At 61.1% G+C, this 22,368-nt stretch carries 26 protein-coding genes and 1 pseudogene; 26 read left to right on the top strand and 1 reads right to left on the bottom strand.

Features of this window, described 5'->3' with window-relative positions; genetic code table 11:
* Position 1 precedes the first annotated feature (1 nt).
* The 15 genes from ispH (at position 2) to HMPREF1249_RS03325 (ending at position 13,059) form a co-directional block, all read left to right on the top strand.
* A complete protein-coding gene (gene ispH / locus HMPREF1249_RS03395) occupies positions 2 to 871 on the top strand; it encodes a 4-hydroxy-3-methylbut-2-enyl diphosphate reductase (protein ID WP_008519477.1) in 870 nt (289 codons plus the stop codon).
* A 142-nt stretch (positions 872 to 1,013) separates the two neighbouring features.
* On the top strand, positions 1,014 to 2,516 hold the full coding sequence (locus HMPREF1249_RS03390) for a S1 RNA-binding domain-containing protein (RefSeq protein ID WP_008519474.1): 1,503 nt from the start codon (positions 1,014 to 1,016) through the stop codon (positions 2,514 to 2,516).
* 192 nt (positions 2,517 to 2,708) lie between these two features.
* On the top strand, positions 2,709 to 3,227 hold the full coding sequence (locus tag HMPREF1249_RS03385) for a YfcE family phosphodiesterase (protein WP_008523325.1): 519 nt from the start codon (positions 2,709 to 2,711) through the stop codon (positions 3,225 to 3,227).
* Positions 3,224 to 4,054, top strand: coding sequence for a PHP domain-containing protein (locus tag HMPREF1249_RS03380; protein ID WP_021775827.1), 831 nt, complete (start codon positions 3,224 to 3,226; stop codon positions 4,052 to 4,054). Before HMPREF1249_RS03385 ends, HMPREF1249_RS03380 begins: the two co-directional genes overlap by 4 nt.
* Positions 4,055 to 4,064: 10 nt before the next feature.
* Positions 4,065 to 5,108, top strand: coding sequence for a GntG family PLP-dependent aldolase (locus tag HMPREF1249_RS03375; RefSeq protein WP_008519468.1), 1,044 nt, complete (start codon positions 4,065 to 4,067; stop codon positions 5,106 to 5,108).
* Between the two features lie 37 nt (positions 5,109 to 5,145).
* Positions 5,146 to 6,936, top strand: coding sequence for an N-acetylmuramoyl-L-alanine amidase (locus HMPREF1249_RS03370; protein WP_021775830.1), 1,791 nt, complete (start codon positions 5,146 to 5,148; stop codon positions 6,934 to 6,936).
* 25 nt (positions 6,937 to 6,961) lie between these two features.
* The gene (locus tag HMPREF1249_RS03365; protein ID WP_021775829.1) at positions 6,962 to 7,591 is read left to right on the top strand and encodes a GerMN domain-containing protein; all 630 of its coding nucleotides are present in this window, start codon (positions 6,962 to 6,964) and stop codon (positions 7,589 to 7,591) included.
* Positions 7,588 to 8,325 (top strand): ribonuclease PH, encoded by a 738-nt coding sequence (gene rph, locus HMPREF1249_RS03360; protein ID WP_008523318.1) that lies wholly within the window; start codon positions 7,588 to 7,590, stop codon positions 8,323 to 8,325. Before HMPREF1249_RS03365 ends, rph begins: the two co-directional genes overlap by 4 nt.
* On the top strand, positions 8,322 to 8,933 hold the full coding sequence (rdgB, locus tag HMPREF1249_RS03355; RefSeq protein ID WP_008519459.1) for an RdgB/HAM1 family non-canonical purine NTP pyrophosphatase: 612 nt from the start codon (positions 8,322 to 8,324) through the stop codon (positions 8,931 to 8,933). Before rph ends, rdgB begins: the two co-directional genes overlap by 4 nt.
* Before the next feature lie 44 nt (positions 8,934 to 8,977).
* Positions 8,978 to 9,211, top strand: a complete 234-nt coding sequence (gene secG, locus HMPREF1249_RS03350) for a preprotein translocase subunit SecG (protein ID WP_008519457.1) — start codon at positions 8,978 to 8,980, stop codon at positions 9,209 to 9,211.
* Positions 9,208 to 10,254, top strand: a complete 1,047-nt coding sequence (locus tag HMPREF1249_RS03345) for a nicotinate phosphoribosyltransferase (protein WP_008523317.1) — start codon at positions 9,208 to 9,210, stop codon at positions 10,252 to 10,254. The genes secG and HMPREF1249_RS03345 overlap by 4 nt, the downstream gene beginning before the upstream one ends.
* Positions 10,255 to 10,430: 176 nt before the next feature.
* Positions 10,431 to 10,865: a 50S ribosomal protein L13 gene (gene rplM, locus HMPREF1249_RS03340; protein WP_008519453.1), complete on the top strand. Its 435-nt coding sequence runs from the start codon at positions 10,431 to 10,433 to the stop codon at positions 10,863 to 10,865.
* A gap of 15 nt (positions 10,866 to 10,880) precedes the next feature.
* On the top strand, positions 10,881 to 11,273 hold the full coding sequence (gene rpsI / locus HMPREF1249_RS03335) for a 30S ribosomal protein S9 (RefSeq protein ID WP_008519450.1): 393 nt from the start codon (positions 10,881 to 10,883) through the stop codon (positions 11,271 to 11,273).
* A 239-nt stretch (positions 11,274 to 11,512) separates the two neighbouring features.
* Complete coding sequence (locus HMPREF1249_RS03330) at positions 11,513 to 11,737, top strand: hypothetical protein (RefSeq protein ID WP_008519448.1); 225 nt, start codon at positions 11,513 to 11,515, stop codon at positions 11,735 to 11,737.
* Positions 11,734 to 13,059 (top strand): amidohydrolase, encoded by a 1,326-nt coding sequence (locus HMPREF1249_RS03325; RefSeq protein ID WP_008523316.1) that lies wholly within the window; start codon positions 11,734 to 11,736, stop codon positions 13,057 to 13,059. Before HMPREF1249_RS03330 ends, HMPREF1249_RS03325 begins: the two co-directional genes overlap by 4 nt.
* Positions 13,060 to 13,130: 71 nt before the next feature.
* Here the strand turns inward: HMPREF1249_RS03325 and HMPREF1249_RS03320 are convergent, their stop codons facing one another.
* A complete protein-coding gene (locus HMPREF1249_RS03320; protein ID WP_081686653.1) occupies positions 13,131 to 14,327 on the bottom strand; it encodes a pyridoxal phosphate-dependent aminotransferase in 1,197 nt (398 codons plus the stop codon).
* 184 nt (positions 14,328 to 14,511) lie between these two features.
* On the opposite strand from HMPREF1249_RS03320, the gene hpf reads away from it, so the two are divergent.
* The 11 genes and pseudogenes from hpf to HMPREF1249_RS03270 all read left to right on the top strand — a co-directional run.
* Positions 14,512 to 15,063, top strand: a complete 552-nt coding sequence (gene hpf, locus HMPREF1249_RS03315; protein WP_021775836.1) for a ribosome hibernation-promoting factor, HPF/YfiA family — start codon at positions 14,512 to 14,514, stop codon at positions 15,061 to 15,063.
* A gap of 66 nt (positions 15,064 to 15,129) precedes the next feature.
* A complete protein-coding gene (locus tag HMPREF1249_RS03310; RefSeq protein ID WP_021775839.1) occupies positions 15,130 to 17,097 on the top strand; it encodes an ATP-dependent helicase in 1,968 nt (655 codons plus the stop codon).
* On the top strand, positions 17,057 to 17,875 hold the full coding sequence (coaE, locus tag HMPREF1249_RS03305) for a dephospho-CoA kinase (RefSeq protein ID WP_008523313.1): 819 nt from the start codon (positions 17,057 to 17,059) through the stop codon (positions 17,873 to 17,875). The genes HMPREF1249_RS03310 and coaE overlap by 41 nt, the downstream gene beginning before the upstream one ends.
* The gene (locus HMPREF1249_RS03300) at positions 17,876 to 18,496 is read left to right on the top strand and encodes a site-2 protease family protein (RefSeq protein WP_008523312.1); all 621 of its coding nucleotides are present in this window, start codon (positions 17,876 to 17,878) and stop codon (positions 18,494 to 18,496) included.
* Positions 18,487 to 19,263, top strand: coding sequence for a 5'/3'-nucleotidase SurE (gene surE / locus HMPREF1249_RS03295; protein ID WP_008523311.1), 777 nt, complete (start codon positions 18,487 to 18,489; stop codon positions 19,261 to 19,263). Before HMPREF1249_RS03300 ends, surE begins: the two co-directional genes overlap by 10 nt.
* Complete coding sequence (locus HMPREF1249_RS03290; protein WP_021775831.1) at positions 19,260 to 20,087, top strand: aminotransferase class IV; 828 nt, start codon at positions 19,260 to 19,262, stop codon at positions 20,085 to 20,087. The genes surE and HMPREF1249_RS03290 overlap by 4 nt, the downstream gene beginning before the upstream one ends.
* On the top strand, positions 20,075 to 20,665 hold the full coding sequence (locus HMPREF1249_RS03285) for a DNA-3-methyladenine glycosylase I (protein WP_008519430.1): 591 nt from the start codon (positions 20,075 to 20,077) through the stop codon (positions 20,663 to 20,665). Before HMPREF1249_RS03290 ends, HMPREF1249_RS03285 begins: the two co-directional genes overlap by 13 nt.
* A 375-nt stretch (positions 20,666 to 21,040) precedes the next feature.
* The gene (locus HMPREF1249_RS08075) at positions 21,041 to 21,262 is read left to right on the top strand and encodes an SEL1-like repeat protein (RefSeq protein ID WP_021775825.1); all 222 of its coding nucleotides are present in this window, start codon (positions 21,041 to 21,043) and stop codon (positions 21,260 to 21,262) included.
* A 12-nt stretch (positions 21,263 to 21,274) separates the two neighbouring features.
* Positions 21,275 to 21,346, top strand: a pseudogene (locus HMPREF1249_RS08195) (tetratricopeptide repeat protein); the annotation flags it as partial.
* Positions 21,329 to 21,583 carry a sel1 repeat family protein gene (locus HMPREF1249_RS03275; protein ID WP_324602921.1) on the top strand — a complete coding sequence of 85 codons (255 nt, stop codon included), beginning with the start codon at positions 21,329 to 21,331 and terminating at the stop codon, positions 21,581 to 21,583. The pseudogene HMPREF1249_RS08195 and the gene HMPREF1249_RS03275, both read left to right, overlap by 18 nt.
* Before the next feature lie 121 nt (positions 21,584 to 21,704).
* Positions 21,705 to 22,368 (top strand): tetratricopeptide repeat protein (locus HMPREF1249_RS03270; protein WP_021775838.1); only part of this gene is annotated, 664 nt, incomplete at its 3' end.

Below are 22,368 nucleotides of genomic sequence, written 5' to 3'. Positions count from 1 at the left end.
CATGACGGTTCGTTTTTCCAAAGCCGAGCCGACGGGACTTTGCTTCGGCGTCAAACGGGCCATCGCTCAGATGGAAAAGGCCCTGTCCTCTGACGGCGAGCTGTACTGCGTCGGCAGCCCGATTCACAATCCGCAGGAGATCGCCCGACTGGCGCAGAAAGGCCTGCGCGTCGTGGCGTCGCCGCAAGACGTTCCGTCCGGCTCGACGGTGTTTATTCGGGCTCATGGCATAGCGCCTGATCTGAGAAATGCCCTGAAGCAGAGAAACGTTCGAATCATCGACGGGACCTGTCCGTTCGTTCGGGTCGCTCAGGCTCGGGCCAAGGCGCTGGAGGACGAAGGCTATTCGGTCGTCGTCGCAGGCGACGCCAGTCATCCGGAAGTGATCTCCATCGTCGGGGGGCTTCAAAACGGGGCGAAAGTCGTATCTAACTCGACAGACCTGCAGGACCTTGCTAAAATAGAGCGAATTGGTTTCGTGTCACAAACGACGCTTCCGGAAGATCTGTTCGCTTCCATTGTGTCAGCAGCCGTTCGGATATCCCCGGACGTCAAGGCGCACAACACCATTTGCCGGGCCACCTTCGAGCGGCAGCGCGCCGTCGCCGAACTGGTCAAGCGGACCGACGGCATCGTCGTCATCGGCGGCCGGGACAGCGCCAACACGGCCAAACTGTTTCACATTGCCAAAAGCTGCGGCGCCGACGTCCTGTGGATTGAAGAAGCGGGCGAGCTGGACGGCAAATGGTTTACCGGAAAGACCCATGTGGGCATAGCAGCCGGTGCGAGCACACCCGACTGGCTGATCGAGGAATTCATACAAGCGGCCCGCCAAGCCGTGGACGTCAAGGGGGATGTTAGAAGTGAGTGAAAAGCTGAAGAATCAAGAACTGAATGAGACTGCCGGAGAAGTTCACGCCTGCCCGTGCTGCTGCTCGTCTGCAGGGTGCGGGGCTGATGCGCCCGCAGAGGCGCCGGCTCATGACGCAGGAGCCGAGTCCGGCGATGAATCGATGGACATGGGCGCGCTGCTTGCTGAGTACGACGCGGTTGCCGAAGAGATTGCCCGGGGCAAGGTTATTGAGGGCGTCATCGTCGGACAGGCGCCGGCTGGCGACGGCTGGCTTGTGGACGTCGGATACAAGTGCGAAGGATTTTTACCTCAGCGCGAATGGACTCATCACGTGCTGGTCAATGACGTACCCGAACCCAAAGTCGGCGATACGATCCAAGTTCAGGTGACCAGCAAGCGCGACGGCGAAGAAGCTCAGCTGATCGTGAGTCGCTGGCGCTGTGAGTTTGACCGCCGCTGGAACGAGCTGGAGAAGAAGCTCGAGTCCGGCGAGCCGCTCAAGGTCAAGGGCCTGCGCAAGGTCAAGGGCGGTCTGATCGTTGACTGCTGCTCCCTTGAAGGGTTTATCCCGATTTCCCACTTGGCCGCCGAAGGCCGGGGCGTGAACCCGGGCCGCTTTGAGGAAGAGGAGTTCGAAGTCTGCCTGCTGGAGAAGGACAAGCGGAAACGCCGCCTTGTGCTGTCCCGCCGCGTCCTGCTCGACAAGGACCTGAACGCGCGCCGCGAAGAGTTCTATCAGAACGTCAAAGTTGGCGACGTCGTTGACGGCACGGTCAGCAGCCTCACCTCGTTCGGCGCGTTCGTCAACGTGGGGCCGATCGACGGCCTTGTCCACCTGAGCGAGATCTCTTGGCAGAGAAGCGCCAAGATTAAAGACCTCCTGAAGAAGGGCGACGAGGTCAAGGTCAAGGTCATCGGCATTGACCGGGAGAACAACAAGATCTCCCTGAGCATGCGCCAAGTTCAGGGCGACCCGTGGGATACGGTGACGGAGCGCTGGACGAAGGGGCAGACGACCACCGGCGTGGTTACCAACGTGACCGACTTCGGCGCTTTTGTCGAAGTGGAGCCCGGCATCGAAGGGCTCGTCCACATCGGCGACCTGAGCTGGGCTCGCATCAAGCACCCGCGCGACGTGATCCGCAAGGGACAGGAGATCGAAGTTGTCGTGTTGGACGTCGAAGCCGACCGCCGTCGGATGAGCTTGGGCTACAAGCAGCTCAACGATCCGTGGAACGGCATCGAGAACCGCTATGCCAAAGGGCAGGACGTTCAGGTGAAAGTTGTCCGTCTGGCCGATTTCGGCGCGTTTGTCGAGCTGGAAGAGGGAGTCGAAGGACTCATTCACATCTCCCAGCTGAGCTCCAAGAGAGTTGACAAGCCCAAGGACGTCCTGACTGAGGGGCAGGAAGTCACGGCCCGCATTCTGGAAGTCAACCCGACGGAGCGCCGCATTCGCTTGAGCCTGCGTGCCCTTGAGGCCCCTGAGGCCGGAAAGCCCGAGGCCGGCGAGCCGCGCGGCTCGGCCGAGAGAAAGGAAAACAGGCCGCAGCAGCATAAGCGCCGCGAGGAGCAGAACCACGCCGCGGCTGGCTATGCCAGCGACGAAGGCGGATTCACCTTCGGCGACGCGCTGGGCGGCGCGTTTAAGCTGGATCAGTAAGGACGAAGAGAAACGAGGGGAGAGGCTGAGCCTTTCCCCTTCTTTTATATGCTGCGCTTGTCCCCTGAATGACGCTTCGGCCGGGGCTTTTGCCGAAAAACCGTCCTCTTTGCCGTCAGGCGAAGGGAGCTTTCTGTGTTATAGTTTACAAAGCGATACAAGCGACGCCAGCCTCATAAGGAAGTGATGTTCATGTGCTTGGGAGTCATCTCTGATACTCATGGGGACCTTAGCGCGTGGCGCAGGGCGCTGGACGTCTTCGGGGCAGTTGAGCAGCTCATTCACGCCGGCGACGTCCTCTCGTCGGCGGACGACCCTTTGGCGGCCGCTCTGCGGAGCTCGCCTATACTCCTTCGAGTTGTTCGGGGCAACACGGACAGCTCGGTTTTGTCGCGCCTGATCGGCTGGCCGGTTCAGCCGTTTTTGCAGATGAGGTGGCATGGCCGAGTCATCACAGCGGCGCACGGCGACGACTTCACCGATTTCCGCGCGAGGTCGCTTGCCCTTCGAGCCAACTTGGCGATTACCGGACATACTCACGTGGCGTCCATTATTCGCGAGCGCGGGACGATCTTCCTTAATCCCGGTTCAGCGGCTCTGCCAAAAGGGCGGGATCCGGCCAGCGTGGCGGTCGTAAGCGACGAGGGCGTAGAGATCCTGACTCTTTCAGGCAGCCGGTTGGCTTTTGAAGGATGGGGGCCTGAGCGATGAGAATTGATCTTCACTGTCACAGCAACTGTTCTGACGGGACTGAGTCGCCGATTCGACTGGCGCGACTTGGCTGCGCGTCGGGGATTCGTGTCATGGCTCTGACGGACCATGACACCGCAGAAGGCGTCCGCTCGTTCATGAAAGAAGCCGCTCGTTTGGGCATGGCATGCCTGTCCGGCATTGAAATGTCCGCCGCGTGGCCCGGCACGCTCCATATTTTGGGCTATGGCTTTGACGTGGACAATCCACTGCTGAACGAAGAGCTGGCTGAGCTTCGGCGCTGCCGCGACGAGCGCAACGAGAGAATGCTGAGCAAGCTGAACGATCTTGGACTGAATGTCACAATGGACGAAGTGAAAAAAGAAGCCGGCCCGGGGGTCATCGGCCGGCCTCATTTCGCGAAGGCGCTGGTTCGCCGGGGATTTGTTCGCGACCTGAAAGAGGCGTTTGCTCGATATTTGGGCCGCGGCGCGCCGGCGTTCGTAGTCAAGCGCGGGTTCCCGCCGGCAGACTGCATTCGTCTGATCGATCGGTCGGGCGGCAAAACCGTGCTGGCTCACCCGCTTCAGACGGCGCCGTTTGAGGAACTTCGGCCGATCGTCGAAGACCTCAAGAACCTAGGACTGTGGGGGATGGAATGTTTTTCCGGACATCATGACCGACAGGCGGCAGAGCAGCTGATCGGTTTGGCGGAAGAACTGGGCCTTAAAACGACAGCCGGGTCCGATTTCCACGGGGCCAACCGTCCGGGGTACAGGCTGGGGGTCGACGTCCCGCCGGGAATCATCGACTGGTCAGAGCTGGGAGTCGTCTTTTCGAGAAAGTGAGGGGGAAACTATGAGCGATCGAGTAATTGACCTGCGTAGCGATACGGTCACCTGTCCTGATGAGCCGATGCGCCGGGCGATTTTTGAGGCTCGGGTGGGGGACGCCGGGTACGACGACGATCCGTCGGTGAACGAACTTCAGGAATACGCCGCGTTTCTTGTCGGCAAGGAGAAAGCCCTGTTCATGCCTTCGGGCATCATGGGGAACCTCGTCGCGACGATGACTCACACCCGCCGAGGCGAATCGGCGCTTGTGGGCCGCAACGCCCACATTTACGCCTACGAGGCCGGCGGGCTGAGCGCCGTTTCGGGGCTCCTGCCCCGACTGCTGGACGACTCGTCGGGCTGTCCGTCGCCAGACGAGATTGAAGGGGCCGTCCCAGAAGTAAACGTCCACTTTGCCCAAGCGACGCTTCTGTGCTTGGAAAACACTCATAACGACTGCGGCGGCGTGGCCATATCTCCGGAGCGGATGGCGGAAGCGGCCCAGGCCGGACGGCGGAAGAATTTGGCAGTTCACTTGGACGGAGCGAGGCTTTTTAACGCGTCGGTCTACTGGAAAATCGACGTGAAGGCCTACACGGATCAGGCGGATTCCGTTCAATTCTGTCTGTCCAAAGGGTTGGGCGCGCCGATGGGGTCCATGCTCTGCGGCTCGGCCGATTTCATCGCCCACGCCCAGTTCAACCGAAAACGGGTCGGAGGCGAGATGAGAGAGGTCGGCTTCATGGCCGCTGCCGGGCTATACGCCCTTCGGCACAACATCGACCGCCTAGCGGAAGACCACCGCATGGCCGCGTTTCTCGGCAAGATGCTTCGCGGCGCCGGCCTTCCGGTGGAAGAGAGGGAGTGCAGCACCAATATGATCTATTTCCCCCTGCCGGAGAACTCGGTCACAGGAGACCAGTTCTTGGCTCGACTGCAGGCCGCTGGAGTTCTCGGAACAACGGCCGGTCCGAAGCGTATTCGTCTGGTGACTCACATGGGAATTAACGACTCTGACGTGGAACGGGCGGCCGACGTGGTTGCACGGGAATATGCGGCGCTTCGGTAACTTAGGCGCACTTCGGCGCCGGGGTTTTTTCGCCTGGTTGGCTCTGTTGACCGTCCTGCTCGTTTGGGGAACTCTGCCGGTTCATGCGGCGGTCAGAGAGTTGATTCAGGACGGTCAAACCTGCGGTACCGTTCCAGTGAGAGATGACGGCCCTTCTCTGATGATGGCGCTTGACGTCGCGGCGGGGCTGCTTAGCGCCCACGGAACGATCCAAAACGGCGAGTTTTCCGCCGTTTTAGGTGATCATCAGCTGAGAGTCGTGAATGGCGCCGCCATGGCGTGGACTGACTTCGATATCGTTGCCATGCCGCGAACCTCCGTGATTGACGAAGAACACTGCTGGGTGGACGCCGACAGCGGGCTGAGAGTTCTGAAAAATCTTCTCCGAAAGAATAAGCTTCCGTTCGCTCTGTCATGGGGAAAGACGAAAAACGTTCCCGACCAAAGTGTGCCGCCTCCGGCAGCAGATCAAACACCCCATACTCCGACAGGGCCGACCGACGGCCGGAAAGACGCGGTCCGTGGGGCAGCGCCAGCTCCTGCGCCGGCTGGGCCGTCAAAACAGACCTCTTCGAAGGTATCCAACATTCGATGGGGGCGGGCTGGTACGGGCATTAGAATGGTTGTGGACGTCGAAGGATCCAGTTCGCCGGACGTCCAACTCTCAGACGGACAGATGACCGCCACCTTCGCCCAAGCGACGGACCGGGCGGTTCGGGCCGCCAAGTTGGCCGAGCCGGGGGTGACGGTTCTTCTGATCTGCGGGAAGGAGGCGAGCCTTGAAGTTCGGTTCGCCGGGAGAACTGGCCGGTATTTTTGGCTTGATAACCCCAAGCGTCTCGTGCTGGACATTGGTTCGGCTCAACCGTCGAATAAAACCCAGTCGACCGCCGAAACGTCTCCGAATAGCGGAAAGGGGAAAAAGGCCGCTGTTCCATCGGTCGCGGGAAGCGGCGCCACTGCGGGCGTTTCGACCGGCGGGGCCGTCTCCGAAGGGGGGCCGGCGAAGGAGGCAGAAGCGCAGGATTCTGATTCAGTGGAGTCGGTGAGCGCTTCGATCAACCGCTCGGCGGGCAGAAAAACTCCCGTGATTCCCCAGCAGATTCAACGGCCGAGGCCGTCCCATCTGCCCAAGCCCAAACGGGCAAGGCCGCTGGTGGTCGTCGACCCTGGGCACGGCGGCAAGGACCCGGGCGCCATGCGCGGGGCCTACAAGGAAAAGATTATCGCCCTGCAGATAGCGACCCGTCTTAAAACCGAACTGAACAAGCTGGGCATCGACGTCCAAATGACCCGCACAGGCGACACGTATCCGACCCTTTCGGAGCGTCCCGCTCTGGCCAACTCGCTGAACGCCTCGGCGTTTGTGAGCATTCACCTGAACTCGGTAGCCAGCAAGACGAACTCGACGCAGGGGCAGGAGATTTACATCATGGCCCTGCCGACCGATAAAGATGCCATGAAACTCGCGAGAATTGAAAATGCCGATATAATGGACAACGGCAAAGCGTCAGCGGATTCCCGAACCGACATGCTGATGACGATTCTCGGAAACATGCAGCAGAACGCGAAAATATCGGAGAGCACGAATCTGGCTGAAGCGCTGTACGCCAGCGGGGGACAAAATGGTATTATCATGCGGCGGGTCGCTCAGGCGCCGTTTGCGGTCCTTCGCGGAGCGGCGATGCCGGCCGTTCTCATTGAAACAGGCTTCATCACGAACCCGGCAGAGGTGAAACGGCTTGCCTCGGCAGCGTACCAGCAGAAAATCGCCGTCAGCGTGGCGAAAGGGCTTCAGCAGTACTTTAAAGATCATCCTGATCAGTAAGCAGACGTCAAGGAGTTGAAGGCAAATGACAGAACGAGAATACCGGCGCCGCACCATGCGGGAGGAACGCCGTACCCCATGGCTGATTCGCTGGCTGGCTTGGTCAGCTCTGATTCTGATTTTTTTGGCTGTAGGGTATTACGGCAGCGAGGCGTTGTTTAAGGCGATGGACCAGAGAGGGGCTCTGCCGCCTGACGGCGTCGTTTCAACCGTCGAGGAGGCCAAAAAGATTCTTGCCGAGTCGGGGCCGCAGAGCGTCGCGGTGGGCAAGTCGCCGGACGTTAAAATCTACACGCTGAGCGCGCAGGGGTTGGCGACAGGGAATCTGAAGATCATCTCTGACCGGTTGGAAACCGATGTGGAGCGGACGCTGAACACAGTTTTCGCCTCCAGCTCTGAACAGTGGCTCAAGGGCGTGACCGTTCGTCACCTGTTCCGGAACGGGACGGCTCTGTACGTGGATTTGCCGCAGGCTTTTGCCGCCGGACTGGCGGAGCTGAAGCCTGAGAACGCCTCGATTCTGGTGAAGGGAATTGTGCGGACGGCCATTGAGAACTTCCCGTCCCTCAAACAGGTCAAGTTCATGATCGAGGGCAACTGGAGCCAGCCGATCAACGGTTTGGACCTGTCATCGGCGTGGGGGCTGGACTCTTGAGGAACAACGGCCGGGGCGCCTGCGACCTGCGAAAAATCTCCCTGACGCTGGACGTCAATCGCTGGGCAGAAGGCTCATGCCTGGTCGAATGGGGCGAGACAAAAGTGCTCTGCACCGCGTCGGTGGACAACAAAGTTCCGCCGTTTCTGCGGGGAAGCGGGCAGGGCTGGGTGACAGCCGAGTACGCGATGCTTCCGCGGGCGACCAGTTCTCGGACGGTTCGGGAGAGCGTCAAGGGGCGCCAGTCGGGCAGGAGCATGGAAATCAGCCGGCTCATCGGTCGGTCCCTTCGTGCGTCGGTCGACCTGGCCCAGCTGGGAGAGCTGACAGTCACCTTGGACTGCGACGTTCTTCAGGCGGACGGCGGCACGAGAACGGCGTCGATCACCGGGGCTTTTCTCGCCTTGGCCGGAGCGGTCCGAAGCCTCATCGCCGGAGGGCGAATTGCCGCGAGTCCTTTCCGAATGCCGGTTGCTGCCGTCAGCATCGGCAAGGTCGACGGCCAGATCCTGACCGATTTGGACTACTCGGAGGACAGTCGGGCAGAGGTGGACTTCAACGTTGTTGGCAACGGGAACGGCGTTTTTATTGAGCTTCAGGGGACAGGCGAGGGCGGAACGTTCAGCCGAAGCGAACTGAATGAGCTGCTCGACTGCGGGGAAAACGCCTTGGCCCAAATCACGGAACTGCAGCGCAAAACTATGGGCGTGAAGGATTGGGGGACATTCGAGTGATCGATGTGAAGACGCTTCGTCAGCTGGTTATTGCCACTGGCAATCGAAACAAGTTCGTCGAGTTCCAAAAACTTCTCGCGCCTTTGGGGATAACGCTCCTGATGGGGAAAGACCTTTGCCCGAACCTTGAGGTAGAAGAAACCGGCGAGACGTTTTTGGAGAACGCCCGCCTGAAAGCCCAGGCTTGGTGCGAGCGGACGAACCTCCCTGCTCTGGCGGACGACAGCGGCATCGAAGTGGCGGCTCTGGGCGGGCGTCCGGGCGTCCGTTCGGCCCGCTACGCGCCCACGGACGCGGAATGCCGGGCGAAGCTGTTGGGCGAGCTGGCCGGCGTTGCAGATCGGTCCGCCCGTTTTGCCGCAGCTTTGGTCCTGTGCTGGCCCGACGGCTCGGAGTGGTCGACTCTGCAGTACTGCGACGGCTCTGTGACCGAGCAGGAGCTTGGCGAACGAGGATTCGGCTACGACTCGCTTTTCCTCCCGCTGGGAGAGACGAAGACGTTTGCTCAGATGACCATGGAGGAGAAAGACGCGGTGTCCCACCGGGGAAAAGCAACCCGCCAGCTTTTTTTAGCTCTGGGCGGCAAGTGTGATACAATCAAGTCCTGATCGGCCGGAAGGCCCGAGATATTAAACGGAGGTGTCTCATCGATATGAGAACCGCGCTGAACATTTTTCAACTGTTGCTGTGCGTTGTCCTGTCTGCCAGCGTGATCATGCAGCCCCGGAAGCAGGGCCGCTTTGGCGGTATCTTTGGCGGCGCTACTCAGGCTGACGCAGTGTCCACCCGCCAGTGGCACCGGTTTACCACCCTGTCGAAGATTTCGGTGGCCTGCTGCGCCCTGTTCCTCATCACTTCAGTCGCGCTGGTGATGATGAAGTCATGACGACGCCTCTGGCCTTCGACACGATGGCCGATGTGAAGGCCTTTACGCCGGACAAAGACAGGCTGTTTTTAAGCGCCACTCACGAGGAAATTATCTCCGGCGCTGTGGCTGACGTGTACTTTGTTCGGTCCCGGGACGTCCTTCGGGTTACCGGTCAGCTCGACGTCCCGGTGACGGCGGAGATCTTTGCCAGACGGCACGGCGTTTTTGCCGGACTGGGAGAGGCCCTGCGGATTTTGAAGCCGCTGAACGTCAAGGTGCAGTCGCTTCGGGACGGGGATACCTTCGAGAGCAAGGACACCCTGATGAGAATCGAGGGGGCGTACGGCGAGTTTGGCGCCTACGAGTCGATTCTCCTCGGCATTTTGGCCAGCTCATCAGGCTGGGCGACCGCAGCTCGGGAGTGTGTCGAAGCCGCCGGCGGCAAGCCGTGCTTGTGCTTCGGCGCCCGGCACGTTCACCCGTCTGTCGCGCCGGTCATGGAGAGCATCGCCGTGTCAGTCGGCGGCTGCAGCGCCGCCAGTTGTATTCTGGGCGCTAAGCTTGCCGGTGGCGAGCCGTCCGGCACGATTCCCCACGCGGTTGTGCTGGTGAACGGCGACACGGTTCGGGTCGCCAAGGCATACGCGTCGCTGCTGAAGCCTCATGAGCCGATGACGGTTCTGGTCGACACGTTTAAGGACGAGGCCGAAGAGACGCTTCGGGTTGCCGAAGCCCTCGGCGACCGGCTCACGTCCATTCGTCTCGACACGCCCAGCGAGCGCGGCGGCGTGACGCCGGCGCTTGTCCGGGAGGTTCGGTGGCGGCTCGACAAGGCCGGATTCCCGAACGTAAAAATCGTCGCTTCCGGCGGGCTTGATCCCGATCGGATCCGTATTCTGTCCGCCGCCGGCGTCGACATGTTCGGCGTGGGCAGCTACATTTGCCACGGCGTGACCTGCGACATGACTATGGACTTGAAAGAAGTGGACGGTAAACCGATCGCCAAGCGGGGAAGATTGCCCGGGAGACTGGACAACCCCAAGCTTGTTGATGTACAATAATTCGTCTGTTTTGAAGCACTGCTCGTCTGGGATCTGATGGTGAGCCGTCACACGCTCTCCCTACGACCTCAGACCCGTTCCGGACGGCGGCGCAGTCAGACGATGAGTTCTCTTTCCCCAGAATGAGACTCGACGATTGAAGAGACACCACAGCGCAAAGGAGTGTGTTTTGAACCATGACCGCCAACCGGACTTTTATGGCGACGAAGGCCAGCTACGTGCCCAAGTGGTACGTCATCGACGCAACGGACATTCCGTTGGGCCGTTTGGCTTCGCGGATTTCGCTAATTCTTACCGGCAAGAGCAAGCCCAGCTACACGCCGCACGTTGATACCGGCGACTTTGTCATCGTCATCAACGCCGACAAGGTCGGATTCACCGGCCGCCGGAAGCTGGCTGAGACGAAAGTTTACCGTCATTCCGGGCATCCCGGAGGATTCAAGGAGACCACGTATGCTGAGATGATGCAGAAAGATTCCACCCGTCTGGTGGAGCGCATCGTCCGCGGCATGCTTCCCAAGTCGCGCCTTCACTTTGAGCGCAAGCTCAAGGTTTACGCCGGCGCCGATCACCCCCACGCGGCACAGCAGCCCGTGCAGATTACGCTGTAAAGGAGGAAAAACTCAATGGCTACGTCCTACTTCTGGGGCACCGGGCGGCGGAAGAACGCTGTCGCCAGAGTTCGCCTTGTTTCCGGCGAGGGGAAATTCCTCGTCAACGACCGTGAGCCGGCCGAGTACTTCCCCCGGCACAACTGGCTGACGGCGGCCCTGTCGCCGCTCGTTCTGCTCGGTCTGGAGAACAAAGTCGACGTGTTCGTCAACGCGCACGGCGGCGGCCTGACCGGTCAGAGCGGAGCGATCCGCATGGGACTTGCCCGCGCCCTCATCAAGCTGAACCCGGACCTTCGGGCCCAGCTCAAGAAGGCCGGCATGCTGACCCGGGATCCCCGTATGGTCGAGCGCAAGAAGTTCGGCCAGAGAGGCGCCCGCGCCCGCTACCAGTTCAGCAAGCGTTAATTCGTTTTTCGAGTCCGTCCCCCCCGGGGACGGACTTTTTTTGTCTGGCCTCGTGTTGTCAAGTCCTGATTCCTGCTTTAAGATAAAACTTAAAGGGGGAGAGGCCGATGAAGCTCAAGATATTCCGAGAAGGAGCGACGGGCGGCTGCGGGTGATGCACCGTCGTTCTTCGGGACGACGATCGGCGGACTCGTCCAGGAGAGAACGACCGCGTAGCGGTCGGCCGACTGGTTAAACGGTTGAGTTCAGTTTACGGCGACAGGCTGGAAATTGATTTTTACGATCCTCGGTGCTTCGCTTGGCTGTGGCAGACGATTCGGTTTTCAATCCGTGCCGGCCAAACGACGTGGGTGCTGAACAACAAAGTGATCTTTCGTGGCGTGCCGACGTGGGATGAGCTGTCGGCTGTTATCGGCCAAGCGTTGGGCGAAGTTCCAGCCAGCCGGGAAGGAGAAGCGTCATGACGGTGGACATTGAAGGTCTGAAAACGAGTCTGATGGAAGCGCTGGACCGGCGGCGGGACGATCTGCTGTCGTTTTGGACTGACCTGCACCTTCACCCCGAGCACGGGTACTTCGAGTTCCGCACGTCCGCGAAGGCTGCTGAAGTCCTGTCCGGTTTGGGCTTTCAAGTGCAGACCGGCTTGGGCCGTACAGGGCTTCGGGCTGTTTTGGAGTGCGGGGCCCCCGGGCCGACGGTCGCCATATTAGGCGAGCTGGACGCGGTGACCTGTCGGAACTATCCGCAGGCCGACTTGACTACCGGGGCGTCTCACACCTGCGGCCACGATTTTCAGATGGCCGGACTGCTGGGCTGCGCGATGGCTTTGAAGGATTCCGGCGCGGCGCAGAGCTTGTGCGGCCGCATCGTCTTCATAGCCGTCCCTGCCGAGGAGTACATCATGATCGGCGAACGGCTCAGGCTGCGTGAGGCCGGAGAGATCGGCTACCTGGGCGGCAAGCAGGAACTCGTCAGGCTAGGCGCGTTTGACGACGTGCAGATTGCCATGATGGTTCACGCTGGGTGCGGCGATGACTTCACGCTCCCGGAAGGCTGCAACGGCTTTCGGGCCTACTCGGTCGCCTATCAGGGCCGGCAGGCCCACGCGGCCGGCGAGCCTCACAAGGGCGTGAACGCGCTTTACGCGGCGCTGTCGGGCATGAACGGCGTCAACGCCCTGCGGGAGACGTTTCGGGACGAAGACCACCTTCGGGTTCACTACATCATCACAAAAGGCGGCGACGCGGTGAACGCCATTCCTGACGACGTCAGGCTGGAAGGGTACCTCCGGGCGGCGACGCTCGACGCCATCGACCGGGCGTTCCCCAGCGTCAGAAGCGCTTTTCTCGCCGGCGGCGACGCGTTGGGCGCTCGGTGCGTCGTGCGGGCCCTGCCGGGATACCTTCCGTTGCACCCGAACCGACAGCTGGAAGAAATTTTTTCGGCGAACGTCCGCTACACTGGGAGCGGCATTACCCGCGCCGGTTGGAGCGCCGGCTCGACCGACATGGGGGACATCAGCTGCCTGATGCCGGCCCTTCACCCGCACAGCGGCGGCTGCAGCGGCTCGTTTCACGGCGCCGACTACAAGGTGGAGAACGTGGACAAGGCGCTGATTGACCCTGCCCGCGCCCTTCTGGGGACGCTGGTCGACCTGTTGTCCGACGGCGGCGCCAAGGCACAGGCGGTCATCAAGGACTTCACGCCCCGGCTGACGAAGGCTGAGTACCTGAGACGCCTGAACGGGTGGTTCGACGAGACGGCCAACAGGCCGGACCGGCCTTGACGGGGTAAAAAAATAAAAGGAGCCGAAGGACTGCATCGCAGGCCTTCGGCTCCTTTGTTGTTGAAAAGCTTTTATTGGAGAGACGCCACGTAGGACGCCAAGCGCTTGAGCCCTTCGCGGATATCTTCCTCCGAGTTGGCGTAGGACAGCCGCATTGTGCCGGGCGCGAAGAACGCGCTGCCCGGCGTGGCAGCTACGTTGGCATATTCTAAAAGGTCGGAGCAAAACGCCGCGTCGTCGGTCAGTATCACATCGCCGCGCCGCTTGCCGAGAAAGTTTTTCAGGTCCACGAGGACGTAGAAAGCCCCCTTGGGCCGGACGAACGAGACGCCGGGGATCTTGGCCAGCAGGTCGAACACCAGCTGTCGGCGGGCGCTGAACGCCTGCCGCATGACGGCCACGTCGGCCTGGGCGTTTTGAAGTCCGCCAAGGGCGGCCGCCTGAGACACCGAGCAGGCGCAGGAGTTCAGGTGTCCCTGAATGCCTGCCATGGCCTTGATGATTTTCGCCGGGCCGAGGGCGAAGCCGATTCTCCAGCCCGTCATGGCGAAAGCCTTGCTCACGCCGTTGACGTTGATCGTCCGGTCTTTGACCTCCGGGCAGGTCTTGACGATCTGGGAGTACGCGCCTTCATAGACGAGCTGCTCGTAAATCTCGTCGTTGATGATGACGAGGTCGTGGCGAAGCGCCAAGCTGGCGATGGCCTTCAGTGTCTCCTCGTCGTACACGGCGCCTGTCGGGTTATTCGGGCTGTTGATGAGAATGCACTTGCTTCGGGGCGTGACGGCCGCTTCGAGCCGATCGGCCAACGGCAGGTGGTTCGTGTCGCCGGTCTCCACCAAGACGGCCTTGCCGCCGCAGAGCTTGATCTGCTCCACGTAGCTCACCCAAGCCGGGACGGGGAGAATCACCTCGTCGCCGTCGTCAAGCAGCGCGGCCAGAGCGCAGTAGATCAACGGCTTTGCGCCGCTTCCGACCAGCACTTCTGAGGGCGCGTAGTCCAAGCCAAACCGGCGGGAGTAATCGACGCAGACGGCCTCTCGCAGCTCAGGCGTTCCTGGGTTGGGCGTGTAGTGGGTCTTGCCCGACTCTATCGCGTCGTGTCCGGCCTTTTTCACCGCGTCGGGGGAGTCGAAGTCCGGCTCGCCGGCGCCAAACGAAATGACCGGGCGTCCCTGCCGCTTGAGTTCGGCCGCTCTGGCCGACACGGCTAACGTCGCCGAAGGCTGAAGGTTCCGCGCACGCTTTGAAAGCTCCAAAGAAATCATCTCCTGAAGGCATTGTGATAAATCTATTTAAACAGACCCCAGCTAAAAAAGCTAGGCGAAAAACGTCGCGGCTTCGCTGTCGTTTTGACGCGGGCGTGATAATTTGCCAATGTGATACAATACAGTTAAAGGTAAAGGAAACTTGGTTCTTTACCTGCAGCAGAACCTGCGGAAGGAGGATGGAATGATGGATATTCGATTCACCACGCACAATGCAAAGATTCCTGCCGAGATGAAAGAGTACATGGAAGGCAAGCTGGGGCGGATGGAGAAATTTTTCTCCCGGATCTTGGACATGCAGGTGGCGGTGAAAACTGATAAAAAAGACTTTGTGACAGTAGAGATTACCGCCGACGCGAATGGCGTCGTCCTCCGGGGCGAACAGCGGGATCCGGACCTGCGCAAGGCGTTTGATCTGGCCCTCAAGGTCCTGGAGCGCCGTATCCGCCGTCACAAAGAGTACCTGATTGACCGCGCTCAGCTGAAGGCTCACGACGTGTCGTTTGGGTACGAGGACACTGCGGCGCAGGCCGAGCCGGAGAGCAGCTACTCGGGCGTCCGAATCGAACGGGAGAAGGTCGTCGAGCCTCACCCGATGACGGCCAAGGAAGCGGCGCTGCAGATGGAGCTTCTGGGTCACTCGTTCTTCATCTTTGTGGACACAGACTCCGGGCATCCGGCGCTGGTTTACCGCCGCGAGGCGGGCGGCTATGGCCTGCTGAAGATCCGGGCCTGAGCAAACAAGTCAATGAAAGGGAGGGCCTGTGCCCTCCCTTTTTTCGAGTCAAAAGGAGCGTTGCTGATGGACGAGTCGGCGTGGCTGAAGGGGCTGAACGACGCCCAAAAAGAAGCGGTCGTCTACCTGGGCAAGCGTCAGCTGATTCTGGCCGGCGCGGGAAGCGGCAAGACGCGGGTGCTGACCCGAAAAATAGCGTGGCTGATTGACGCGCAGCGCGTGAAGCCTTGGCGGATTTTGGCCGTGACGTTTACCAACAAGGCGGCCCGGGAGATGCTGGACCGCCTGACCGCGTCGCTGGGAGAAAATTTGGCCGGTCTGCAAGTTCGGACCTTTCACTCGTTCGGACTGCAGATGCTTTTCCGCAGCCGCGCTCAGCTCGAACAGCTTGGCTATCCGCCCCAGTGCGTCGTCTACGACCGGGCCGACTCCCTTTCGGCGGCCAAGGCCGTTTTGGAAGCGCTGAACTTAGACCCGGAGCAGTACACGCCCGCGTGGGTGCTGGAGACGATTTCTAAGGCGAAGAACTCGGGCGCCGGGCTGGGGGCGTTCGACAATTCCCCGATGAAGTCGATCGTCGGCCCGCTGTACGAGCGGTACGACGGGTTGCTCAAGTCCCGCGGCGCGTGGGACTTCGACGACCTGATCGCCCTTCCGTTGGAGCTTCTGACGAGGTTCCTCGAGGTGAAGGAGCGGGAGCAGAAGGCGCTCGACTGGGTACTGGTGGACGAGTATCAGGACGTGAACGCGGCCCAATACCGGCTCATGCGCCTGCTGGCGTCAGGCGGCGCGAATCTGACGGCCGTCGGAGACCCGGATCAGTCGATTTACGGCTGGCGCGGCGCCGACATGAGCATGATTATGAACTTTGAACGCGACTTTCCCGGCGCGTCGGTCATGCTGTTGGAACAGAATTACCGCTCAACTGGGGGCATTCTCGAGGCGGCCAACTCGCTGATATCCCACAACTTTGACCGGCGGGAGAAGAACCTGTGGACCGACCGGGAGCAGGGCGCCAAGCCTCAAGTCTGGAACTGTCCGACGAGCGACGACGAGGCCGAGCTGATCACGACGGAAATCGAACGGTTCCTGTCCTCCGGCTACCGGGCGAGCGACGTGGCGATCCTGTACCGAATGAACGCCCTCAGCCGCCGGATTGAAGAGTCGCTTCTCAGCCACAACCTGCCTTACCAAGTGGTGCGCGGTCAGGGCTTTTTTGACCGGCGCGAGGTTCGGGACGTGCTGAGCTACCTTCGGCTGGCGCTCAACCCGTACGACCGGGCGTCGCTCGATCGGGTGGGCAACCTTCCGACGCGCGGGCTCGGCCCTCGGTCACTGGACAAGCTGGACGCGTACCTGCTGTCTCACCGGACTGCTGACCCGGCCGACGTTTGGGCGGCGGTGGCACAGACCGGGGCGGAGCTTTCCGGGCAGGGCGCTGCCGGAGCCCGCCAGCTGGCCGGCGCGATGGGCGAGATTCTCGGGTGCGGCGGCGATCTCAAACGCGCGCTGGACGTGATCCTCATGCGGATTGGCTATGAGACGGTCCTGCAGAAAATCGACCCGGCCGGCTGGGAAGACCGGTACGACAACGTGATGGAAATTCTGTCTCTAGCCGGCGACGGCGACTCGCTGCCGGAACTCTTGGCCCAAGCCGCGCTGTACACCGACGCGGACCGGGACTCGGGCGGTCAGGGGATCAACCTGTCGACGCTCCACGGCGCCAAGGGACTGGAGTTTCCGCTGGTGTTCATGATCGGCTTGGAAGAGGGGATCTTCCCTCACAGCCGGTCGTCCGACGACCCGGCAGAGATCGAGGAAGAGCGTCGGCTGTGCTACGTGGGCATGACCCGGGCGCAGGAGCGGCTGATCCTGACGCGGGTTCGGGAGCGGCGCCTCTTTGGCTCGACGACGACTCAAAGGCCGTCGCGGTTTTTAGCAGAAATTGCCCCCGACCTTCGGGACGAATTTGACTTTGGGGAGGTGAGGCCCAGTGTTGGCTATCGGTTTAACCGGCCAAGTCGGCGCTGGTAAGTCGACGGCGCTCGCGTGGTTTGGGGGCCGCGGCGCTGCGACTCTGAGCGCCGATCGGATAGCCGATCGGGTGTGGGAGAGGGAAGAAATCCTCGAACGGGCCCGCCGCCTTTGGGGGAGCAACGTGGTTTCAAACGGCCGGCTTGACCGAGCCGCGTTGGCCCGCCGAGCTTTCGCCAGCCCGGACGAGCAGGCAAAACTGTGCGGCCTGATTCACCCGCCGGTGAGAGCCGAAATCGAACGCTCCCTTCCGGCGAACGGCATAGCGGTCGTCGAAATCCCGCTTCTTTTTGAGAGCGGCCTGCCGTGGTGGTGCCAAGGCGTCATCTACGTGGCCGCGCCTTTGACGCGGCGGGGAGAGCGGAACGCCGGCCGCGGGCTGGACGAGGCGGAACTTAGCCGCCGGGAAGCGTTTTTTTCGCCCGACGGCGATCGAAAAAGTAAAAGCGACTGGGTCGTCGTCAACGACGGCTCCCTTGAAGAGCTGCACGGCAAACTGGAATGCCTGTGGGACGAGCTGAGGCTTCTCGACGGACTGATGGCCGTCGGCTGGCAGGGGAGCGAGTGCGAGGCCAAAGAGCTTGAAGCCGCCGGGCAGATTGCCCGCTGGTCATGCAGCGGCGGCGAGTGCCGGGCGTTTTCGCTTGATCGGCATATCGGCCGTCTGAGCGGGAAGTTGGCAGGGCTGTGGTCCTCTAAAAACTTCTGTATGAGCTGCCGCGCCCGGAAGGCGTTGGTATTCGAGTTATCGGCCCGAACGGGTCAGGAGCGTGAGTGAGTGAGAACGTTAGTCGATTTGCTGCTCAGTCTGCCGGCGGTGCTGTGGGCCGTCTCGTTTCACGAGGTCTGCCACGGCTGGGCCTCGTGGAAGCTCGGGGACCCGACGGCCAAAATGCGGGGACGGCTGAGCCTGAACCCGCTGGAACATTTTGACCTGTGGGGAACTCTTGCCCTGCTGGTCTTCCGCTTTGGCTGGGCCAAGCCGGTTCCGATCGACCCGCGGTACTACAAAAACCCGCGGCGGGACATCGTCCTCGTGTCTCTGGCCGGCCCGGCGGGCAACTTCCTGACAGCCCTCGTCGTGGGGCGAATCCTTCGCTGGAGCGCCGTCTATCTGCTGTCCGGGGCGTTCGGCGGCGTGCCCCTGCTGGAAGTGCTCCAGTATTTTGTCATCATCAACTTAGGCTTTGGGCTGTTTAACCTTTTGCCAATTCCGCCGCTGGATGGCAGCAAAGTCTTTCTTCCGCTCTTTCCCCGGGCGTGGCAGCGCTGGATATGGCAGTACGAGCGGTACGGCTTTTTCGTGCTGATCGCGCTGGTGTACACCGGGGCGACTGCCTACATATTGGGCTACCCTCTGACGCTTTTGTACCGTCTGGTTATCTCGCCATGGTGGTGACAAACGACGACGGCATCAGCGCCCCCGGGCTTGACGTTCTGGTCCGAGCCTTTCAGGCCGAAGGTGAAACGCCGTCGGTCGTCGCGCCGAGCCGCCAGCGCAGCTTATGCGGTCACAGCATGACGCTCGGACGGCCGGTTCGGCTGGAGCCGGTCGACCGGTGGAACGGCGTGCGCTCTTGGCAGTGCGACGGGACGCCGACGGACTGCGTCATTTTGGCGTTCGACGGGCTGGGTCTCTCGGACGGGACCGTCTTTTCGGGCATTAACGATGGGGCGAACTTGGGAGACGACGTGACCTATTCCGGCACGGTCGCGGCGGCCATGGAAGCCTGTCTGACCGGCCGGCAGGCCGTGGCCGTGTCGGTCGTCACGCCGGTCGGGCAGCCTGCGGTTCACTATGAAACCGCAGGGGCCGTCGCCGTTGCTGTGTTTCGTCAGCTCAGGAAAAGCCCTCTGCCGGGCGGCGTCTTTTTGAACGTCAACGTGCCCGACTGTCCTAAAGACGAGCTGGCGGGAATAAAAATCTGCCATCAGGGACAGCGGGTGTACCGCTACGGCGGCATGATTCGCCGCCACGAGGAAAACGAAACAGGCGTCAGCTTCTGGCTGGAAGGACGTCCTCACGACGAGCCTCAGCTGGGCTGCGAGCTGTGGGCGATCGGGCGCCGCTGCGCGGCCGTGACGCCGCTGGGGCTCAAGTTCACCCACGGCGCCGCGCTGGAGCAGCTTCGCGCCGGGTGGGATCTGGAGGCGATGATGGAGTGAAAATCTGCTACTACGAGGGGAAGTTCCTTCCCGCTGAGGCGGTCAGCATTCCGGTCAGCGACCACGTCATTCAGCGGGGAGTCGGCGTCTTCGACTTGGTTCGCACATCTTCCCGGAGGCCGGTTCAGCTGACCATGCACTTGGAAAGGCTCTTTTCGTCAGCGGCCCAACTGGGCATTGAAATGCCGTGGAATATCGGCGAGCTGAAGAAACTGGTGCTTGAGGGCATCGGCCGGCTGGAAGGCGAAGTTCTCGCCAAAGTTTTCGTCACCGGCGGAGACAGTTTTGTGGACGAGTGCCGATTCCCGTCGCCGCGCCTTTTCTGCACCTTTGAGCCGCTCGTCCTGCCGCCGGCGGAAGTCTACCAAAAAGGCGTCAGGCTGTACCCGGTCCTTCACGGCCGAACCAACCCAACGGCCAAGAGCATCGATTACGCCTCTTCGTACGAGAAAAACCGCCACGACCCGGAAGCGTTTGAAGTGGTCTACTGCCCGGACGGACAGATCACCGAAGCGGCTCACAGTACGTTCTTTTTGGTAAAAGACGGCGTCATCATCACCGCCCCGTCCGAGCGGGTGCTGGCCGGAACGACCCGGGCAATTCTTCTCCAGCTCATGGGAGAAGCGCGGCTGCCGGTTCAGCTCCGCTGCCCTCGGCTCGACGAGATCACTCAGGCGTCCGAGGCGTTCATCACCGGCAGCATTAAAGGTGTCGTGCCGGTCGTCGCCGTGGGAGAGCTGCCGGTGGGAAGCGGCGCTGTCGGGCCGGTGACAGCCCGCGTGGCCGAGCTCCTTCGGGACAACCTCATCCGTTGGACCGAGTAACGCGCTGCCCTTGGCCCGGAAACGACGGGCTTTACCAGGCGTATCACGACCTCGAATGGGGGCGGCCATGCTGGGACGAGAGATCTCTGTTTGAGCTTTTGGTCCTTGAGGGCGCTCAGGCCGGACTGAGCTGGCTGACGATCCTTCGCCGCCGGGAAGGGTACCGAGCCGCGTTTTGTCGCTTTGACCCGGAGGCCGTCGCTCGGTTCGACGAACGGAAGGTCGACGAACTGGCCGCTGACCCCCGGATCATACGAAACCGGCGAAAAATCGAGGCGGCGATAACGAACGCCCGCGCTTGGCTCGCCCTGCGTGACCGAGTTGACCCAGCCGCGTGGCTGTGGGAAACCGTCGGCGGCTCCCCTGTGATCAACCGGTATGACCGACAGGAGCAGGTGCCGGCTCAAACGGACCTCTCGCGGTTTCTCAGCCGACGGTTGAAAGAGGCCGGCTTCGTCTTCGTCGGCCCGACGATCTGCTACGCGTTCATGCAGTCGTCCGGCATGGTCTGCGATCATCTCACGTCGTGCTTCTGTCACCCGGACAACGGGCCGTTCGGACCGCGGAAAAACTCATGACCAAGTCAGCTGCTGACAGGTGTATTAAAACAATTCATGATGAAAAGGGGCGCTCTTTAAAGAGCGCCCCTTTTTTTGTCGCGGTCCAAAGGGTAGGGGAAACCACCCGTAAAGGAAGATGACAGGAAAAAATAAAGGTGTTACGATACAAAAAACAGCGGATCATCGGGACATCGCCCGTTGTCGCTCGACCGGGGCGAAAAAGAAAACGGCCGGGAAAATATCCGCGCTGTTTTTGTGGGGCAGACCGACTCGGAAAGTCCAGCCTCAGGACACGTTTTGAACGGAGAAAATTCCGCTGCCCTGGCGGCCTCAACGCGGGCATCAGGGCGCGGAAAAGGCAGGCCCGTCTGGGGTCTGAGGGGAGGAAAAATCGTGAAGAAAAGGGCGGCATTAGTCTGTGCGGCGCTCGTCGCGTCTGCTTGGGCTGCTTGGGCAGATGCCGGTCCTGAAGGGGCCGACAGAAAGGGGAGCGATCCGGCGAGCCAGTATCGGCTGGCCGAGGCATATTTTAAAGGCGACGGGGTCAAAAAAGACACGGCCAAAGCGGCAGAGCTGTATTTACAGGCAGCAGACGCCGGATATCCCCGCGCCTAGTTTCAGTTAGCCAGAATGTACGAGTTGGGCATCGGAGTTCCCAAAGACAGGACAAAGGCGGCGGAACTGTGCGTCAAATCGGCAGAAGGCAACGACTCGGACGCGCAGATTCACCTGTCAGTCATGTATTATTCGGGCGACGGAGTTCCGCAGGACATGACGAGAACGTACTACTGGGCCTGCCGCGCTCTCTTGGCCGGGAATAAAAAAGCGGACAATCTCAAAAAACGGGCGGAAGAAAGATTGGAGGCCGAAACAGTTGGCGTTCTGGCGTCCCAAGCCCAGGAGGACCACCGTCTCGCTCAAGCGCAAACAAGATAATTGGGGAGCAGGGCGAGGGAGAAGGCGCGGACAGCGAAACGCTGGGGAGATTTTCCCCGCTCATCAAATGGGTTCAAGGGCCTTCGTATCGAGGCTCATTTTACAAAAAGGAGATTTCACGATGAAAAAAATAGCTGCAGTCGTTTGTTCCTTGTTGGTGGCAGTTTCCGGGGTGGCGTGGGCAGCGGATGTCCCCGACTGGTTCAAGGGCAAAGAAAATGACCCGGAAAGTCAGTTCTTGCTTGGGCTGGCGTATTATAGCGGCGAAGACGGCGTGACCGAAGACAAAGCCAAAGCGATCGAATGGTTCACGAAAGCGGCCGAAGCCGGCCAATCTGACGCTCAGTACGGCCTCGCGTTGATGTACGACGAAGGCGACGGCGTGCCGGAGGACAACGCGAAGGCGATCGAGTGGTACACCAAAGCGGCATTGGCCGGCAATACTGACGCTCAGTTCAACCTCGCGTTGATGTACGACGAAGGCGACGGCGTGCCGGAGGACAACGCGAAGGCGATCGAGTGGTACACCAAAGCGGCATTAGCCGGCAATACTGACGCTCAGTTCAACCTCGCGCTGATGTACGACGAAGGCGAGGGCGTGCCGGTCGACAAGGCTAAAGCGGTTCAGTGGTACACGAAAGCGGCCGAAAACGGCAACGTTGGGGCCCAATACAACCTTGCGCTGATGTACGACGAAGGCGAGGGCGTACCGGTCGACAAGGCTAAAGCGGTTCAGTGGTACACGAAAGCGGCCGAAAACGGCAACGTTGGGGCCCAATACAACC

The organism is Jonquetella sp. BV3C21 (assembly GCF_000468895.1).
GTDB lineage: Bacteria > Synergistota > Synergistia > Synergistales > Dethiosulfovibrionaceae > Jonquetella > Jonquetella anthropi.
Note: the sequence above shows the minus strand (reverse complement) of the source record. Positions and strands in the feature narration are given on the sequence as shown.

Bases quoted from the DNA above. Each gene is read 5' to 3' on its own strand.
- secG (WP_008519457.1), top strand. From the start codon at position 8,978: ATGAGAACCGCGCTGAACATTTTTCAACTGTTGCTGTGCGTTGTCCTG.
- HMPREF1249_RS03385 (WP_008523325.1), top strand. From the start codon at position 2,709: ATGTGCTTGGGAGTCATCTCTGATACTCATGGGGACCTTAGCGCGTGG.
- hpf (WP_021775836.1), top strand. From the start codon at position 14,512: ATGATGGATATTCGATTCACCACGCACAATGCAAAGATTCCTGCCGAG.
- HMPREF1249_RS03320 (WP_081686653.1), bottom strand. From the start codon at position 14,327: ATGATTTCTTTGGAGCTTTCAAAGCGTGCGCGGAACCTTCAGCCTTCG.
- HMPREF1249_RS03380 (WP_021775827.1), top strand. From the start codon at position 3,224: ATGAGAATTGATCTTCACTGTCACAGCAACTGTTCTGACGGGACTGAG.
- rpsI (WP_008519450.1), top strand. From the start codon at position 10,881: ATGGCTACGTCCTACTTCTGGGGCACCGGGCGGCGGAAGAACGCTGTC.
- HMPREF1249_RS03325 (WP_008523316.1), top strand. From the start codon at position 11,734: ATGACGGTGGACATTGAAGGTCTGAAAACGAGTCTGATGGAAGCGCTG.
- surE (WP_008523311.1), top strand. From the start codon at position 18,487: ATGGTGGTGACAAACGACGACGGCATCAGCGCCCCCGGGCTTGACGTT.
- HMPREF1249_RS03390 (WP_008519474.1), top strand. From the start codon at position 1,014: ATGGACATGGGCGCGCTGCTTGCTGAGTACGACGCGGTTGCCGAAGAG.
- HMPREF1249_RS03375 (WP_008519468.1), top strand. From the start codon at position 4,065: ATGAGCGATCGAGTAATTGACCTGCGTAGCGATACGGTCACCTGTCCT.
- HMPREF1249_RS03310 (WP_021775839.1), top strand. From the start codon at position 15,130: ATGGACGAGTCGGCGTGGCTGAAGGGGCTGAACGACGCCCAAAAAGAA.
- rplM (WP_008519453.1), top strand. From the start codon at position 10,431: ATGACCGCCAACCGGACTTTTATGGCGACGAAGGCCAGCTACGTGCCC.
- HMPREF1249_RS03365 (WP_021775829.1), top strand. From the start codon at position 6,962: ATGACAGAACGAGAATACCGGCGCCGCACCATGCGGGAGGAACGCCGT.
- ispH (WP_008519477.1), top strand. From the start codon at position 2: ATGACGGTTCGTTTTTCCAAAGCCGAGCCGACGGGACTTTGCTTCGGC.
- HMPREF1249_RS03345 (WP_008523317.1), top strand. From the start codon at position 9,208: ATGACGACGCCTCTGGCCTTCGACACGATGGCCGATGTGAAGGCCTTT.